Annotated in this window: 15 protein-coding genes; 7 read left to right on the forward strand and 8 right to left on the reverse strand. The window is 71.0% G+C overall.

Annotated elements, in window-relative coordinates; genetic code table 11:
• Window positions 1–25: 25 nt before the first annotated feature.
• On the reverse strand, window positions 26–1,789 hold the full coding sequence (gene argS / locus ACZ404_RS33100) for an arginine--tRNA ligase (RefSeq protein ID WP_468446419.1): 1,764 nt from the start codon (window positions 1,787–1,789) through the stop codon (window positions 26–28).
• 127 nt (window positions 1,790–1,916) lie between these two features.
• On the opposite strand from argS, the gene lysS reads away from it, so the two are divergent.
• Window positions 1,917–3,656, forward strand: coding sequence for a lysine--tRNA ligase (lysS, locus tag ACZ404_RS33105; RefSeq protein ID WP_468446421.1), 1,740 nt, complete (start codon window positions 1,917–1,919; stop codon window positions 3,654–3,656).
• 71 nt (window positions 3,657–3,727) lie between these two features.
• On the opposite strand, the gene ACZ404_RS33110 is transcribed toward lysS, so the two are convergent.
• The 3 genes from ACZ404_RS33110 to ACZ404_RS33120 form a co-directional block, all read right to left on the reverse strand.
• A complete protein-coding gene (locus tag ACZ404_RS33110) occupies window positions 3,728–4,924 on the reverse strand; it encodes a DUF2637 domain-containing protein (RefSeq protein ID WP_468446423.1) in 1,197 nt (398 codons plus the stop codon).
• A gap of 99 nt (window positions 4,925–5,023) precedes the next feature.
• Complete coding sequence (locus ACZ404_RS33115) at window positions 5,024–5,947, reverse strand: DUF3558 domain-containing protein (RefSeq protein ID WP_468446425.1); 924 nt, start codon at window positions 5,945–5,947, stop codon at window positions 5,024–5,026.
• Window positions 5,948–6,058: 111 nt separating this feature from the next.
• The gene (locus ACZ404_RS33120; protein ID WP_468446427.1) at window positions 6,059–6,889 is read right to left on the reverse strand and encodes a DUF3558 domain-containing protein; all 831 of its coding nucleotides are present in this window, start codon (window positions 6,887–6,889) and stop codon (window positions 6,059–6,061) included.
• Window positions 6,890–7,105: 216 nt separating this feature from the next.
• On the opposite strand from ACZ404_RS33120, the gene ACZ404_RS33125 reads away from it, so the two are divergent.
• Window positions 7,106–8,299, forward strand: coding sequence for an RtcB family protein (locus ACZ404_RS33125; protein WP_468446429.1), 1,194 nt, complete (start codon window positions 7,106–7,108; stop codon window positions 8,297–8,299).
• A gap of 21 nt (window positions 8,300–8,320) precedes the next feature.
• On the opposite strand, the gene ACZ404_RS33130 is transcribed toward ACZ404_RS33125, so the two are convergent.
• From ACZ404_RS33130 to ACZ404_RS33140, 3 genes are read right to left on the reverse strand one after another with little or no spacing between them, the layout of a single operon-like run.
• On the reverse strand, window positions 8,321–8,470 hold the full coding sequence (locus ACZ404_RS33130; protein ID WP_468446431.1) for a hypothetical protein: 150 nt from the start codon (window positions 8,468–8,470) through the stop codon (window positions 8,321–8,323).
• Entirely contained in the window at window positions 8,470–9,246 is a 777-nt protein-coding gene (locus ACZ404_RS33135; RefSeq protein WP_468446433.1) for an SDR family NAD(P)-dependent oxidoreductase, read from the reverse strand. Before ACZ404_RS33135 ends, ACZ404_RS33130 begins: the two co-directional genes overlap by 1 nt.
• Before the next feature lie 51 nt (window positions 9,247–9,297).
• Entirely contained in the window at window positions 9,298–9,636 is a 339-nt protein-coding gene (locus ACZ404_RS33140) for a YnfA family protein (protein ID WP_468446435.1), read from the reverse strand.
• Between the two features lie 120 nt (window positions 9,637–9,756).
• Between ACZ404_RS33140 and ACZ404_RS33145 the strand changes: the two genes are divergently transcribed.
• The 5 genes from ACZ404_RS33145 to ACZ404_RS33165 all read left to right on the forward strand — a co-directional run bounded on the left by ACZ404_RS33145 (window position 9,757) and on the right by ACZ404_RS33165 (window position 14,268).
• Entirely contained in the window at window positions 9,757–10,230 is a 474-nt protein-coding gene (locus ACZ404_RS33145) for a hypothetical protein (RefSeq protein ID WP_468446437.1), read from the forward strand.
• Between the two features lie 76 nt (window positions 10,231–10,306).
• Entirely contained in the window at window positions 10,307–10,783 is a 477-nt protein-coding gene (locus ACZ404_RS33150) for a MarR family winged helix-turn-helix transcriptional regulator (protein ID WP_468446439.1), read from the forward strand.
• 104 nt (window positions 10,784–10,887) lie between these two features.
• Window positions 10,888–11,973, forward strand: a complete 1,086-nt coding sequence (locus ACZ404_RS33155) for an LLM class flavin-dependent oxidoreductase (protein ID WP_468446441.1) — start codon at window positions 10,888–10,890, stop codon at window positions 11,971–11,973.
• 118 nt (window positions 11,974–12,091) lie between these two features.
• Window positions 12,092–12,820 carry a response regulator transcription factor gene (locus ACZ404_RS33160; protein ID WP_468446443.1) on the forward strand — a complete coding sequence of 243 codons (729 nt, stop codon included), beginning with the start codon at window positions 12,092–12,094 and terminating at the stop codon, window positions 12,818–12,820.
• Window positions 12,820–14,268, forward strand: a complete 1,449-nt coding sequence (locus ACZ404_RS33165) for a sensor histidine kinase (RefSeq protein WP_468446445.1) — start codon at window positions 12,820–12,822, stop codon at window positions 14,266–14,268. The genes ACZ404_RS33160 and ACZ404_RS33165 overlap by 1 nt, the downstream gene beginning before the upstream one ends.
• A gap of 138 nt (window positions 14,269–14,406) precedes the next feature.
• Here the strand turns inward: ACZ404_RS33165 and ACZ404_RS33170 are convergent, their stop codons facing one another.
• Window positions 14,407–16,176: a phosphatidylglycerol lysyltransferase domain-containing protein gene (locus ACZ404_RS33170; protein WP_468446447.1), complete on the reverse strand. Its 1,770-nt coding sequence runs from the start codon at window positions 16,174–16,176 to the stop codon at window positions 14,407–14,409.
• Window positions 16,177–16,189 lie beyond the last annotated feature (13 nt).

Genomic DNA, 16,189 nt, shown 5'->3' on the forward strand with positions numbered 1-16,189 from the left:
ACGGGCCGTCGAGGGGCCGTGACCGCTACAGCTTCTCCGGGGTCCGGATGCCGAGCAGGGCCATGCCGCGGTGCAGGGTGTCGGCCGTGACGGCGCAGAGGAACAGGCGGTTCTCCACCTGTTCCGGGGACTGGGCCTTCAGGACCGGGCACTTGTCGTAGAAGGTCGTGTAGAGCGACGCCAGCTGGTAGAGGTACGCCGCCAGCTTGTGCGGTGCGTACTCCGCCGCCGCCTCCGCCACCGTCTCCGCGAACGCGTCGGCGTGCAGGCCGAGGGCGCGCTCCGCCTCCGCCAGTTCCAGCTCCGGGTGCGCCACCGGGCGGACCTCGCCGGCCTTGCGCAGGATGGACTGGATACGGGCGTAGGCGTACTGGAGGTAGACGGACGTGTCGCCGTTCAGCGAGACCATCTGGTCCAGGTCGAACTTGTAGTCCCGGTTCGCCGACGTCGACAGGTCCGCGTACTTCACCGCGCCGATGCCCACCTGGGCGCCCCGCTCGGCGATCTCCTCCTCGGAGAGGTCCTGCGCCTTCTCCCGGACCACCGCCGACGCGCGGTCGATCGCCTCGTCGAGGAGGTCGACCAGGCGCACCGTCTCTCCCTCACGCGTCTTGAACGGCTTGCCGTCCTTGCCCAGCACCGTGCCGAACGCGAGCTGCAGCGCCTTGACGTCCTCGTTCAGCCAGCCGGCCCGGCGGGCGGTCTCGAAGACCATCTTGAAGTGCAGCGACTGGCGGGCGTCCACCACGTACAGCAGCGTGTTCGCCTTCAGGTTGAAGACGCGGTCGCGGATGGCCGAGAGGTCGGTGGCCGCATAGCCGTAGCCGCCGTCCGACTTCTGCACGATCAGCGGGACCGGCTTGCCGTCCGGGCCCTTGATGTCGTCGAAGAAGACGCACAGCGCGCCCTCGGAACGGACCGCGACACCCGACTCCTCCAGGAGGCGGCAGGTCTCGGCGAGCATGTCGTTGTACCCCGACTCGCCGACGATGTCCGGGTCGCGGATCTCCATGTCCAGCTTCTCGAAGACGGAGAAGAAGTAGATCTTCGACTCGTCGACGAACTTCTGCCACATGGCGAGCGTGTGCGGGTCACCGGCCTGCAGGTCGACCACCCGGCGCCGGGCCCGCGTCTTGAACTCCTCGTCGGAGTCGAACAGCCTGCGCGCGGCCTTGTAGAGGCGGTCCAGGTTGGACATCGCCTCCTCACCGGTCACCCGGGCGTCCTTGTGGTCCAGCTCGTGCGGGTGCTCGTCCAGGTACTGGATCAGCATGCCGAACTGGGTGCCCCAGTCGCCGATGTGGTGACGCCGGACCACGCTCTCGCCGGTGAACTCCAGCAGCTGCACCACCGAGTCGCCGATCACCGCCGACCGCAGGTGGCCGACGTGCATCTCCTTGGCCACGTTCGGCTGGGCGTAGTCGATCACCGTCGTGCCCGGGTTCGCGGCGTACGGCACGCCGAGGCGGCCGGTGTCGTCCGCGTACCGCGCGGCCAGGTTCGCGGTGATCGCCCGGTCCGCGACCGTGATGTTGAGGAAGCCGGGGCCGGAGACCTCGACGTCCTTGATCACATCACCCGTGGCCACCTGGGAGACGACCTGCGTCGCCAGCTCCCGGGGGTTCGCCTTCGCCTTCTTGGCCAGCGCCAGGATCCCGTTGGCCTGGAAGTCGGCCCGGTCGCTTCGTCGCAGCAGCGGGTCCGCGCCGGCGGCCTCCGGCAGAGTGGCCGAGAGGGCGGACGCGAGGCGCTGCTGGACGGAATCGCTGAGGGACGTGACCGAGGCCATAGGAATGGGTGCCGTTCTCCTCGTGGGAATGGATAGTCCCGGCCAGTATCCCACGGCGGGTAAAGCGGTTTTCCCGGTCGCATCCCGGTCTGTGACAATGGAGTGTCACCCGTTCAGAAAGAAGGACGTGCCGATCGTGGCTCAGAGCACCGAGACCACCGACTGGGTCTCCCGTTTCGCGGATGAGGTCATCGAAGAGTCGGAGCGCCGTGCCCCGGGCAAACCGGTCGTCGTCGCGTCCGGACTCTCCCCCTCCGGGCCCATCCACCTCGGCAACCTCCGCGAGGTCATGACCCCGCACCTGGTCGCCGACGAGATCCGCCGCCGCGGGCACCAGGTCCGGCACCTGATCTCCTGGGACGACTACGACCGCTACCGCAAGGTGCCCCAGGGCATCACCGGGGTCGACGACTCCTGGGCCGAGCACATCGGCAAGCCGCTGACCTCCGTCCCGGCGCCGAAGGGGTCGTCGTACCCGAACTGGGCCGAGCACTTCAAGGCCGCGATGACCGAGTCGCTGGCCCAGCTCGGCGTCGAGTTCGACGGCATCAGCCAGACCGCGCAGTACACCTCCGGCACCTACCGCGAGCAGATCCTGCACGCCATGAGGCACCGCGGCGACATCGACGCGATCCTCGCCCAGTACCGGACGAAGAAGGCCCCGGCGAAGAAGTCGCAGAAGCCGGTCGACGAGGCCGAACTGGAGGCCGAGGAGGGCTCGGGCGCCGCGTCCGAGGACGACGGCAGCTCCGGCTCCGCCGGGTACTTCCCGTACAAGCCGTACTGCGGCACCTGCGAGAAGGACCTCACCACGGTCACCTCCTACGACGACGACACCACCGAGCTGTCGTACACGTGCACCGCCTGCGGCTTCGCCGAGACCGTCCGGCTCAGCGAGTTCAACCGCGGCAAGCTGGTCTGGAAGGTCGACTGGCCGATGCGCTGGGCGTACGAGGGCGTGGTCTTCGAGCCGAGCGGTGTCGACCACTCCTCGCCGGGCTCGTCGTTCCAGGTCGGCGGCCAGATCGTCGGCATCTTCGGCGGCAAGCAGCCCATCGGCCCGATGTACGCCTTCGTCGGTATCAGCGGCATGGCCAAGATGTCGTCCTCGCGCGGTGGCGTGCCCACCCCGGGCGACGCGCTGAAGATCATGGAGCCGCAGATCCTGCGCTGGCTCTACGCCCGCCGCAAGCCCAACCAGTCGTTCAAGATCGCCTTCGACCAGGAGATCCAGCGGCTCTACGACGAGTGGGACAAGCTCGCGGCCAAGGTCGCCGACGGCTCCGCCCTGCCCGGTGACGTGGCCGCGTACACCCGGGCCGTCGGCACCGCCGCCGGTGAGCTGCCCAGGACGCCGCGCCCGCTGCCGTACCGCACCCTCGCCTCCGTCGCCGACATCACCGCCGGACACGAGGACCAGGCGCTGCGCATCCTGTCCGAGCTGGACCCGGAGCAGCCGCTCACCGCCCTGGACGAGGTCCGTCCCCGGTACGACAAGGCCGAGGCGTGGATCAACACGCACGTCCCCGCCGACCAGCGGACCATCGTGCGCGACGAGCCCGACGCCGAACTGCTGAAGTCCCTGGACGAGCCGTCCCAGCAGTCCGTACGGCTGCTGCTCGACGGACTCGCCGACCACTGGTCCCTGGACGGGCTGACCCACCTCGTCTACGGCGTGCCCAAGGTGCAGGCCGGCTTCTCCGCCGACGCCACGCCCAAGGAGCTCCCGCCGGAGATCAAGACGGCTCAGCGGACCTTCTTCGCCCTGCTCTACCACCTGCTGGTCGGCCGGGACACCGGCCCCCGCCTCCCCACGCTGCTGCTGGCCGTGGGCCAGGAGCGGGTGCGGGCCCTGCTCGGCGAGTAGGGAGCGTAGGCCCATGGGAAAGGGGGCGCCCGGTGTCACCGGGCGCCCCCTTTCGCCGTACCGGGCACGCGTTACGCGATGTGGTCCTCCTCCAGCTCCGCCGAGTGGCGCTGCTGGAAGCGCTCCGCGAGCTCCTTCAGCGCGCTGGGACTCAGCTTCGTGCCGTAGGTCGCCTCGATGTTGTCACCGAGGACGCGCGGCGTCGGATAGCTGCCGTCGATCGACTGACGGAACACCTGGTAGTACGCCTCCTCGTCCGGCTCCGGCGGGCCGCCGCCCTCGCCCAGCTCCCGGGTGCGGTTGGGGCCCACCGGGATCGGGAAGCTGCCCGTCTCCTCCGGGGAGGGCTGCTGGAACTGCTCCGGGGGCTGCTCCTCGTACCACTCCTCGTACTGCTCCTCGGGAACGTACTGGGGGTCGGGAACCGGGTCGTACGTCGGGTCGTAGCCGCCGTGGTAGTCGACCTCGCGCGGAGCCTGGAACCAGGGGCTCTCCTCCTCCGCCGGCAGCTCCGGGAGCCGCTCGGCGCCGGGTGCCGTCTGCCGGGGGACGGACGCCGGTACGGCGGCACGAGCACCCGCCGCCACCGCCGGCACCACCACCGGCTCGATACCCGCAGCCGCCAGACCCGCAGGAGCCGTCTCCGCCAGGGGAACGCCGTAACGGGCCAGCCGCAGCGGCATCAGGGACTCCACCGGAGCCTTCCGGCGCCAGCCGCGCCCGAAGCGGGAACGCAGGCGGGCCTGGTAGACGAGACGTTCCTGCTCCAGCTTGATCACCTGGTCGTAGGAGCGCAGCTCCCACAGCTTCATCCGGCGCCAGAGCAGAAACGTGGGCACCGGGGACAGCAGCCAGCGGGTGAGACGGACACCCTCCATGTGCTTGTCCGCCGTGATGTCCGCGATCCGGCCGATGGCATGCCGCGCCGCCTCGACGGACACCACGAACAGCACCGGGATCACCGCGTGCATCCCCACACCCAGCGGGTCCGGCCAGGCGGCGGCACCGTTGAACGCGATCGTCGCCGCGGTCAGCAGCCAGGCCGTCTGGCGCAGCAGCGGGAACGGGATCCGGATCCAGGTCAGCAGCAGATCCAGGGCCAGGAGCACACAGATGCCCGCGTCGATACCGACCGGGAACACATAGGAGAAGTTCCCGAAGCCCTTCTTGATGGCCAGCTCACGGACGGCCGCGTACGAACCGGCGAAGCCGATGCCGGCGATGATCAACGCGCCGGTCACGACCACGCCGATGAGTATGCGGTGCATCCGAGTCAGCCGCAGTGGCGCCGCCACTCGTTCTCCCCTCCCCTTGCGTGTTGGTGCGCGCAACAGAGTGGCACACGTGTGCGGCGCACGTGAGCCCGGTCAGCCCTTCTTCGCTGCCGACTTCGACGGGGACGCGCTCGCGGACGGGGACTTGGACGCCGACTTCGACGGCGTCTTCGAGGCCGGGGCGGACGGAGAGGCGGGCGCCGTCGAGGACGAACTCTGCGCAGAACCTTCACCGTTGGCCGCCGAGACGGACCCGACCGCCTCCTTGACGGCCTTCTCCGCGGCCTTCGAGAGGTCACCGGCGTCGGGGGATTTGTCACCCGCGAGACCGGCACCGTTGTAGTCCAGCGTCACCACGACGTTCTCGACCCGGGCGACCACCGTCTGCTGCTTGAAGGTGCCTTCCTTCTTCTTCAGGTCGTAGCGCACCAGCGTCGCCTCCGCGCCCGCCCCGGCGACCGGCTGCGCCTTGGTGTTCTTCGCACCGGCCACGTTCTGCGCGTCCTTGACCTGCTGGGTGAAGTACGCGTGTGCCTGCTTGTCACCGGCGCCGCGACCGGGGTCCGAGTCGAAACGCAGCAGGGAGACGTTCAGCCAGCGGAACTGCGAGCCCTTCACGCCGTTGTTGTCCAGGCTGCTCCAGGAACAGGAGCCACGGGTCCCGGCCTCCTCATTGCTGCCCGCCTTGCCCGACTTGGCCCCCTTCGGCACCAGATCGGTCAGCGTCTTCTTCGACAGCACCGCGCACGCCTGCGGAATCCTGCTGTACGCGGCCGCCTGCACCGTCGGGGACGCGCTCGCCGAGGGCGCCTGCGACGCACCGCCGGCCGCGGACTGCCGGGTGCCGTCACCACCCTTGCCCTGGGAGTCGCCGGAATCCGAGGAACAGGCGGCCGTGATCAGCATCGCGGGAACGGCTGCCGCGCAGAGGAGAGCACGGCGAAGGCGCCTGGCTCCCTGATCGCGCTGGACACGGTCGGCTCGCTGGGCTGCTCGCTGCATGGTTCCTTCACTCATGACGCTCGGTGTTCGTGCGGGTTCCTGCGGGGCCACGGTACGCGGTGAAGGAGCCGTGCGGTTTCGGTTCGCTCGCTTTGCGGGCGGGGGCGGACGGGACCCGACAGGCCCTCACTCGCCCAGCGCGTCGTCCAGTTGAGACGCCAGATTACGGGCCCTGTCCTGCATTTCCTTGCTGTCGGGGACCGTTCCCGTGGCCATCGGCTGCTCCTCGTACTCGATGGTCACGATGACGTTGGACGTGCGGAACACCACAGTCACCGTCCGCTGCTCGGCCGTCGAACCCGAGGTGCTCAGCGCGTCGTCCAGATACGCCTCGTCACCGAGACCGGTCAGCACACGCGGCTGCAGATCGGCAGCGGTGGCACCGGAGGCGGAGGCGGAGGCGGAGTCGGAGCCGGACGGGGACGCCGACACGGACGCCGACACGGACGGGGAGGCGCTGCCGCTCGCCGTGGCCGTGGGGCTCGGCGCGGACGACGTGGCACTGGGCGCGGGCAGGTCGGCGGCCGTCTCCTTCTCCTGGAACAGCTTCTGCGCCTGGTCGTCGTCGCTGACGGCGTTGTCGTACGACACCACGCGCTCGAAGTCCACCGACAGACGGTCGGTGGCGTCGGCGGACTCCACCTTCCAACGGCAGCCCGTCTTGCGGTCGGTGTTGTACGTCAGCGACGCATCGCCCTGGTACGCCTTGTCCCGCTGGTCGGGGTCGGTGATCTGCTTGATGCCGGGCAGCAGGGAGTCCAGCGTGTCGTGGTCGACCGCGCCGCAGGGCTCCGGGAGGCTGCGGTACTTGCCGGGCTGAGCCGCCACCGTCGCCGTACCGGCGTCGCCCGGATTGGCGTCGTCCGTCCGGTCACCGCCTCCCGACCCGCTCGTGCAGCCGGCCAGCAGCGCCGCGAGGAGGGCGGCGGTACCGGTCACGTACGCCTTCCGCTGCACGGTCGGGCTCCTCTCGACGGTGTGCGTTCGCTGGGTGTCGCGGGGTCCCCGCAGGTTATTCGCTTGCTGCGGCGGGGCGTCCCCTGGAGACAATGTGTATCGCACGCACTGCCGTGGACGCCGGTCCCTTGTCCCTTTTCATCGACTTCGATGCGGCTTTTGCGTTTTCCTGCTCTTTGCTTCTTTTGTTGTCTTCGTCGGGGGAATGAGGAACGTATGTCGTACGTGGAGATGCCGGGCGCGAAGGTCCCGATCCGCATGTGGACCGACCCCGCGACGGTCGAGGACGTGGCCCTGCGCCAGCTCCAGAACGTCGCCACCCTGCCCTGGATCGAGGGCCTCGCCGTCATGCCCGACGTGCACTACGGCAAGGGCGCGACGGTCGGCTCGGTCATCGCGATGCGGGGCGCCGTGTGCCCGGCGGCGGTGGGCGTGGACATCGGCTGCGGAATGTCGGCGGTGAAGACGTCCCTGACCGCCAACGACCTCCCGGGTGACCTCTCCCGCCTCCGCTCGAAGATCGAGCAGGCGATTCCGGTGGGACGGGGGATGCACGACAACCCCGTGGAGCCGGGTGACTTCCACGGGCTGCCCACCGCAGGGTGGGAGGAGTTCTGGGGGCGGTTCGACGGGGTGGCCGATGCGGTGAGGTTCCGTCAGGAACGTGCTGTGAAGCAGATGGGAACGCTCGGAAGCGGCAACCATTTTGTCGAAGTGTGCACAGATACGACCGGTTCTGTCTGGCTCATGCTCCACTCCGGCTCCCGGAACATCGGCAAGGAACTCGCCGAGCACCACATCGGCGTGGCCCAGAAGCTCCCGCACAACCAGGGGCTGGTCGACCGTGACCTGGCGGTCTTCGTCTCGGAGACCCCGCAGATGGCGGCCTACCGCAACGACCTGTTCTGGGCGCAGGAGTACGCCAGGCACAACCGCACGCTCATGATGGCGCTGCTGAAGGACGTGATCCGCAAGGAGTTCAAGAAGGCGAAGCCGACCTTCGAGCCGGAGATCTCCTGCCACCACAACTACGTGTCGGAGGAGCGGTACGACGGCATGGACCTGCTCGTCACCCGCAAGGGCGCCATCCGCGCCGGCTCCGGCGAGTACGGCATCATCCCGGGCTCCATGGGCACGGGTTCGTACATCGTGAAGGGCCTCGGCAACGAGAAGTCCTTCAACTCGGCCTCGCACGGCGCGGGTCGGCGGATGAGCCGCAACGCGGCCAAGCGCCGCTTCACGACCAAGGACCTGGAGGACCAGACCCGGGGCGTGGAGTGCCGCAAGGACTCCGGCGTCGTGGACGAGATCCCGGGCGCCTACAAGTCGATCGACCAGGTCATCGACCAGCAGCGCGACCTGGTCGAGGTGGTGGCCAAGCTGAAGCAGGTCGTCTGCGTCAAGGGCTGACCCCCGGAGCAGAACCCTCGTTCACTTCGCGTGCCGTACCGCGTAGATCATGACGAAGGCCACGATGTGGATGCCGAAGAGGAAGTAGGCCAGGAAGTACCAGACCTGGCGTTCGTCCTTGGTCTCCTGGGCCAGGCGGCGTTTTTCGAGGGAGTCGTCGGGGGTGGGCATCACAGCTCCCGGTGGACCTTGGTGTTGGAGGCCTGGGCGCGGGGACGCAGGACGAGGAGGTCGACGTTGACGTGGCTGGGGCGGGTGACCGCCCAGGTGATGGTGTCGGCCACGTCGCCGGCGGTGAGGGGCTCGGCCACGCCCTCGTAGACCTTGGCGGCCTTCTCCGCGTCGCCGCCGAAGCGGGTCAGGGCGAACTCGTCGGTCCTGACCATGCCGGGGGCGATCTCGATGACGCGGACCGGCCTGCCGACGATCTCCAGGCGCAGCGTCTCGGCGAGGACATGGGCGCCGTGCTTGGCGGCCACGTAGCCGGCGCCGCCCTCGTAGGTGCCGTGGCCGGCGGTGGAGGAGACGACGACCACCACGCCGTCGCCGCCGGCCTCCAGCTTCGGCAGCAGGGCCTGGGTGAGGTTCAGGGTGCCTATGACGTTCGTCTCGTACATCGTGCGCCAGTCGTCCGGGTTCCCGGTGGCGACCGGGTCGGCGCCCAGCGCGCCGCCGGCGTTGTTGACCAGGACGCCGATCGTCTTGAACGCCGTCGCGAACTCGTCGACGGCGGCACGGTCCGTGACGTCGAGCGGGTACGCGGTGGCGGCGTGCCCGGCGGAGTTGATCTCCTCGGCGATGGCCTCGATGCGGTCCTTGCGACGGGCGGTGAGGACGACCCGGTAGCCGGCCTCGGCGAGCCGGCGGGCCGTGGCGGCGCCGATGCCGCTGCTCGCACCGGTGACGACGGCGATGCGGGAGGCGGCGGACGGGGCGGCGGGGGCCATGGGCTGCTCCTGGGGGTACGGGATCGTCGCTGCGTCCAGGGTAGGTGAGGCTCAGGAGCCGTTCCTCGGCGCCCACATGATGACGGCCATGCCCGCCAGGCAGATCAGGGCGCCGGTGATGTCCCAGCGGTCGGGGCGGTAGCCGTCGGCGACCACGCCCCACAGCAGTGAGCCGGCCACGAAGATGCCGCCGTACGCGGCGAGGACGCGGCCGAAGTGGGCGTCGGGCTGGAAGGTGGCGACGAAGCCGTAGGCGCCGAGGGCGAGGACCCCGCCGGTGATCCAGAGCAGGCCGCGGTGTTCGCGTACGCCCTGCCAGACCAGCCAGGCGCCGCCGATCTCGAAGAGCGCGGCGAGGACGAAGAGGGCGGCGGAGCGGACGATCGGCATGCGGGCAGCTTCGCACGCCGGGGCCGCGTCACCTGTTCGAGGGCGCCTGGGAGCCGGTGCGCGTGGCATACATCCGTACGGCACAGGGACGAGCGAGGGCCGAGGCGAGGTGGCGTGCGGATGAGGCGGACGTGGATGCTGGGCGTGAGCGTGAGCGTGTGCGGGGCCGTGGCCGTGGGCGTGGGCGCGGCGGCCTGGGCGGCACCGGCGCCGGAGGCGGATCTGGCCTTCCACGGGAGTGCCGTCATGCACGGGGACCAGGTGCAGGTGCGGCTCACTCCGCGGGACAACGGGCCGTCCGCCGTGTCCGGCGCGAGTGTGCTGCTGCGCTGGTCGGTGCCGCTCGCGCCGGAGCAGCAGGTGCCGGACAGGTGCGCGCGCACGGACGAGCGGACGGTGGTGTGCGGGACCGGGGCGCTGTCGGCGGGCGGGGCGGGGAAGGAGATCGAGGTGGGGGTGCGGCTGAAGGAGAAGCCGTCGGAGGTGACGCTGGAGGTGGACACCGCCTGGGGCGGGGGCGCGGTGGACAAGGACCGGACGAACGACCGGATGAAGGTGCTGGTCCTGGACACCGGGGACGCGTACGCCTTCTGAGCCGCCGGTCGCCGATGCTCTCGGCGTCGTACGATCGCTGCTTCACGCGGGCGCAGCGGGCGAAGGGGAGTGCGGCATGGCCGGGAACGGGACCGGGCGGTCCGGGCTGCTGGCGGAGCTGGCGGTGGTGTCCCGGCGGTACATGGCCTCCTACGCCCTGTTCAACCAGGCCGTCGCCGACCGCATCGGGCTGCACCCCACCGATCTGCAGTGTCTGAACCTGCTGACGCTGGAGGCGGAGCCGGTCACCACGGGCCGGGTCGCGGAGCTGACGGGGCTGACGACGGGGTCGGCGACCCGGCTGGTGGACCGGCTGGAGCGGGCGGGGTACGTCGTGCGGCGTCGGGACGAGGCGGACCGGCGGCGGGTGATGGTCGTGACGGTGCCGGAGCGGATCGCCGAGTTCGGGCGGATGTGGGACGCGCTGGCCGGTGACTGGTCGCGGATCTTCGACGAGCTGGACGACACCGAGCTGGCCGTGATCGTCCGGCACATGGAGCGCACGGTGGAGTTCAGCGGGGAGCAGCTCGCCCGCCTGCGCCGCCCCGCGTAGCCCGCCCGGTCCGGGCCTGGTCGTCGAGTACTGGAATACGGATCCCGAGGGTGACTGTTCGATCTGTATAGTTGAACAGTAAACAACCTGGAGGGTGAGCGGCCATGCAGTTCGGGATCTTCACGGTCGGCGACGTCACGCCGGACCCCACGACGGGGCGCACCCCGACCGAGCACGAGCGGATCAAGGCGATGGTCGCGATCGCGCTCAAGGCCGAGGAGGTGGGGCTGGACGTGTTCGCCACCGGCGAGCACCACAATCCGCCGTTCGTGCCCTCCTCGCCGACCACCCTGCTCGGTCACATAGCCGCCCGGACCGAGCGGCTGATCCTCTCCACCTCCACCACCCTCATCACCACCAACGACCCGGTGAAGATCGCGGAGGACTTCGCGATGCTGCAGCACCTGGCCGACGGCCGGGTGGACCTGATGACGGGCCGGGGCAACACCGCGCCGGTCTACCCCTGGTTCGGCCAGGACATCCGGCAGGGCATCGCGCTCGCCGTCGAGAACTACGCCCTGCTGCACCGGCTGTGGCGCGAGGACGTCGTCGACTGGGAGGGCAGGTTCCGCACCCCGCTGCAGGGCTTCACCTCCACGCCGCGCCCGCTGGACGGGGTACCGCCGTTCGTCTGGCACGGCTCGATCCGCTCCCCGGAGATCGCCGAGCTGGCCGCGTTCTACGGCGACGGCTTCTTCCACAACAACATCTTCTGGCCCGCCGACCACACCAGGCGCATGGTCGAGCTGTACCGCACCCGGTACGCCCACCACGGTCACGGCACCCCGGAGCAGGCGATCGTCGGGCTCGGCGGCCAGGTCTTCATGCGGCACCGCTCGCAGGACGCGGTCCGGGAGTTCCGGCCGTACTTCGACAACGCCCCGGTGTACGGCCACGGGCCGTCGCTGGAGGAGTTCACCGAGCAGACCCCGCTGACCGTGGGCTCGCCGCAGCAGGTGATCGAGAAGACGCTGGGCTTCCGCGAGTACGCCGGCGACTACCAGCGCCAGCTCTTCCTGATGGACCACGCCGGGCTTCCGCTCAAGACCGTGCTCGAGCAGATCGACCTGCTGGGCGAGGAGGTCGTACCGGTACTGCGCAAGGAGTTCGCCGTCGGGCGCCCGGCCGACGTGCCCGAGGCGCCCACGCACGCCGCGCTCATGGCCCGGGCGGGCGAGCAGTCGCGGTGAGAAGACGGTAGGGCGCGTCCTCGCGGTTGCCTCTGTGACGGTGAGAGGCGGGTAAAAAGGGTGATCGTACGCCCGATCGCCCCGGCCCAACCGCCGCGGGCCTTGGCAGACTGGGGGCGTGCCCCAGAATGTGCTGCTCGCCGAAGACGATCGTGCCATCCGTCATGCCCTGGAGCGTGCCCTGAGCCTGGAGGGCTACGAGGTGACGGCGGTCGCCGACGGGGTGGAAGCACTGGCGCAGGCCCACAAGACCCCGCCGGACGTCCTCGTCCTCGACGTGATGATGCCGGGCATCGACGGGCTCCAGGTCTGCCGGGTGCTGCGCGCCGAGGGCAACCGCACGCCGATCCTCATGCTCACCGCCCTGGTGGAGACCGCCGACCGGATCGCCGGCCTGGACGCCGGCGCCGACGACTACGTGGTCAAGCCGTTCGACGTCGAGGAGGTGTTCGCCCGGCTGCGCGCGCTGCTGCGCCGTACCAGCCCCGTGCCCGCGGGGGGCGCCGGCGCGGGCGGCGACGGCGGACGGGAGGCGCCGGCCTCCGACCGGCAGGTGGAGGCCGCGGGCATCCTCATGGACCTGCAGGCCCGCCGGGCCTGGCGCGGCCGTCGCGAGCTGGAGCTGACCCGCACGGAGTTCGAGCTGCTGGAACTGCTGGTGCGCAACGCGGGCATCGTGCTCGACCACTCCACTATCTACGACCGCATCTGGGGCTACGACTTCGGCCCCGGCTCCAAGAACCTCGCCGTGTACGTCGGCTACCTGCGCCGCAAGCTCGACGAGCCCGGCGCCCCGCAGCTCATCCACACGGTGCGGGGCGTGGGTTACGTGCTGCGGGAGGACTAGTGGCCGGCGGCTGGCCGCCGGCCGGGCCACGGCCCAAGCTGGTTTCCCTGCGCACCACCTTCGCCGTGTCCTTCGCCGCCGTGACGGCCGCCGTCACGATCCTCACCGGCATCCTGTCGTACGGCTCCGCCGCCCGGCTCGTCCGGGTCGACCAGCAGTCGGTGTTCACGCAGGTCGTGCAGGACGTCCAGGACGAGGTGCGGCAGCACGAGATGGTCCCGGAGGACTTCTCCTCCTCGCGGCCGGGCCACGACCTGGTCCGGCCGGCCCGCACCGATGTGCAGGTGCTCGGCGCGCGCGGGGAGATCGTCGACCACGGCAGCCCGGTGCTGCCGGTCACCGCCCGCGACAAGGGCGTGGCCCGCGCGCGGGCGGCCGGGAGACTGGTCGAGCACAAGGACGTCCGGGTCGGCGAGGACCTGTTCCGCATCGCCACCGTCGCGCTCGGCGACGGCAAGGGCGCCGTGCAGGTCGCGCAGGAGTTCAGCGACACCGAGGACCTGCTGCGCGCGCTGCAGCAGCGCACGCTGATCCTGATGGCGGCGGTCGTCGTCGCCGCCGGGCTGTTCGGCTGGTGGCTCGCCCGCCGCATCACCCGTCGCCTGGTGGTCCTGACCTCCGCCGCCGAGGACGTGGCCCGCACCCGGCAGCTCGGCATCGAGGTGCCCGTCGCGGGCCTGGACGAGGTCGGCCGGCTCGGCCGTGCCTTCGACCGCATGCTGGGGCGGCTCGCCCAGTCCGAGGAGGACCAGCGGCGGCTGGTCCAGGACGCGGGACACGAGCTGCGCACCCCGCTGACCTCGCTGCGCACCAACATCTCGCTGCTGCGGCGCATCGACGAGCTGCCGCCCGCCACTCGGGAGGATCTGGTCGCCGACCTCACCCAGGAGGCCCGCGAGCTGACCGACCTCGTCAACGAGCTGGTCGATCTCGCGGCCGGGCAGTCCGACGCCGAGCCGCCGCAGCGGGTGGACCTCGCCGACCTCGCCGAGGACGTGGTGGGGCTGGCCAAGCGGCGCACCGGCCGGCAGATCGTGCTGCGGGTCAGCGGCGAGACCAGCACCGAGGGGCGGCCGGGGATGCTGCAGCGGGCGATGTCGAACCTGGTCGAGAACGCGGCGAAGTTCGACCGGGAGGGCAGCGCGCCCATCGAGATCAACATCACCGGGCCCGCGCGGTCGGGCACGGTGCGCGTCGAGGTCCTCGACCGGGGGCCGGGCATCGCCGAGGGCGACCTCATCCGCATCTTCGACCGCTTCTACCGGGCCGCCGACGCGCGCTCCCTGCCCGGGTCCGGGCTCGGGCTGTCCATCGTGCGCGAGGTCGCCATGGCGCACGGCGGGGCGCCGTTCGCCTTCCGGCGGGAGGGCGGCGGGGCGGTCATCGGCTTCACTGTGGGCGGAGGGCTCGCGGGGAGTGGGAGCGGTCATGCCCGAGGGGGCGGCTGAGGGGCATCCGGCGTGGGCCGAGGGGCCTGGGCCGCGCGTCGGCGGGTGCGGCGCCGTGGGGTGCGGGCGGCGGGCGGCCGGTGGCCGTACGCCGGTGCCCGCCGGGCCGCACCGGAGTCGTCGGTGCGCCGGTCCTCGCTAGCGGCCGCCCAGGCCCGGCAGGGTCAGGAAGCCCTCCGCTCGGGCGCTGGCCAGTCCGATTCTCGGGATGTCGCTGGTCTTGGCGAAGAGCAGGAAGCGGGGTTCCCAGACGGGGCGGTACTTGGCATTGGCGCGGTAGAGGGACTCGATCTGCCACCAGCGGGAGAAGAAGGTGAGCGTCGAGCGCCAGAGGCGGAGGACCGGACCGGCGCCGAGACGGGAGCCGCGTTCGAAGACCGAGCGGAACATCGCGAAGTTCAGGGAAACCCGGCGGATGCCCAACTCCTCGGCCCGGAGCAGCAGTTCCACCACCATGTACTCCATCAGCCCGTTCTCGCAGGCCCGGTCGCGACGCATCAGGTCCAGGGAGAGCCCGTGCTCGCCCCAGGGCACGAAGCTGAGCAGCGCCCGCGGCTGCCCCTCCGCGTCCCGGCACTCCAGCATCACGCAGCGCCCGTCCGCCGGGTCCCCGAGGCGGCCGAGGGCCATGGAGAAGCCCCGCTCGGTGGCGCCGTCGCGCCAGTGGTCGGCGCGGTCGACGAGCACGGCCATCTCCTCGGCGGGGATGTCCTCGTGGCGCCGGATGCGGACGGTGTACCCGGCCCGGCGCACCCGGTTGTGGGCCTGCCGGACGACCCGCATCGCCCGCCCCTCCAGGGTGAAGTCCGCGAGGTCGACGATCGCCTCGTCGCCGAGTTCGAGGGCGTCCAGACCGCGCCGGGCGTAGATCGTGCCCGCTTCCTCGCTCGCGCCCATGACGGCCGGCGTCCACGCGTGCCGGCGGGCCTCGGCGAGCCAGGCGTCGATGGCGCCGGGCCACGCCTCGGGGTCGCCGATGGGATCGCCGGAGGCCAGGCTGACCCCGCCGACGACACGGTAGGTCACGGCCGCCTTGCCGCTCGGGGAGAACATGACCGCCTTGTCGCGGCGCAGCGCGAAGTAGCCCAGGGAGTCCCGCTCCCCGTGCCGGTCGAGCAGTTCCCGCAGCCGGTCCTCGTCCTGCGCGCCGAGCAGGCACGCGCCACGCGGGGCGCGGAAGCAGGCGTAGAGGACGAGCAGGAAGGTCGCGGCGATCAGGAAGTTGACGATCACGTCCACCCAGCGGGGCGCGTGCACGGCGTCGACGCGGTCGGCGAGCGGGCCGACGCTGATGCCGCGCAGCAGGGTGTAGGCGATCTCGTCCTTGAGGCCGGCACCCGGCAGCGTGTTCGTCGCGCGCACCAGCAGCGTGCCGAGCGTGCCGCTGACCAGGACGCCGCCCGTGCCGACGGCGAGCGCGAGACGCGGGTTGGAGCGGTCGCCGACGGCGTCGAACTCGCGCCGGCCGAGCAGCAGAGCCGCCACGAACAGGCCGGTCAGAGCGGCGGAGAGCCAGTTGAAGAGGTGCTCGCGGTAGGGGGCGCGGGTGAGCGCGAGGACGTAGAGGCCGAAGAGGGGGCCGGCCAGGAGCAGGTTGAAGACCCACGCGGCGCGTTTGCGGCGGCGCATCACCACGGCGAGGAACAGGGCGAGGGCCGCCGAGACCAGGCCGGCGGTGGCCAGGTACGGGGTGAAGAACTCGCCCGCGTTGTGCTCGTGCACCTCCTCGCGGAACGGCAGCGAGAGCACCGCAGCGATGTTGAGCACCGCCTGCAGCCGCAGATACCAGACGGTGGCCGCCGCGGCGCGGGCGCGGAGCCGGTCGTCGCCGCCGGGCAGGGCGGGGAGGGGGAGTTTGCGCTGAGCGGGAACCTGTGGGGAGATCAGGCTCGACTGGTGAGCGGGCATGGTGACGGGCACC

The sequence above is a fragment of the Streptomyces sp. NPDC030798 genome (assembly GCF_055572275.1).

Coding starts and splice junctions, on each gene's coding strand:
- ACZ404_RS33145 (WP_468446437.1), top strand. CDS start 9,757: ATGAGGCGGACGTGGATGCTGGGCGTGAGCGTGAGCGTGTGCGGGGCC.
- ACZ404_RS33130 (WP_468446431.1), bottom strand. CDS start 8,470: ATGCCCACCCCCGACGACTCCCTCGAAAAACGCCGCCTGGCCCAGGAG.
- ACZ404_RS33125 (WP_468446429.1), top strand. CDS start 7,106: ATGTCGTACGTGGAGATGCCGGGCGCGAAGGTCCCGATCCGCATGTGG.
- ACZ404_RS33140 (WP_468446435.1), bottom strand. CDS start 9,636: ATGCCGATCGTCCGCTCCGCCGCCCTCTTCGTCCTCGCCGCGCTCTTC.
- ACZ404_RS33150 (WP_468446439.1), top strand. CDS start 10,307: ATGGCCGGGAACGGGACCGGGCGGTCCGGGCTGCTGGCGGAGCTGGCG.
- ACZ404_RS33115 (WP_468446425.1), bottom strand. CDS start 5,947: ATGAGTGAAGGAACCATGCAGCGAGCAGCCCAGCGAGCCGACCGTGTC.
- ACZ404_RS33110 (WP_468446423.1), bottom strand. CDS start 4,924: ATGCACCGCATACTCATCGGCGTGGTCGTGACCGGCGCGTTGATCATC.
- argS (WP_468446419.1), bottom strand. CDS start 1,789: ATGGCCTCGGTCACGTCCCTCAGCGATTCCGTCCAGCAGCGCCTCGCG.
- ACZ404_RS33155 (WP_468446441.1), top strand. CDS start 10,888: ATGCAGTTCGGGATCTTCACGGTCGGCGACGTCACGCCGGACCCCACG.
- ACZ404_RS33170 (WP_468446447.1), bottom strand. CDS start 16,176: ATGCCCGCTCACCAGTCGAGCCTGATCTCCCCACAGGTTCCCGCTCAG.
- ACZ404_RS33135 (WP_468446433.1), bottom strand. CDS start 9,246: ATGGCCCCCGCCGCCCCGTCCGCCGCCTCCCGCATCGCCGTCGTCACC.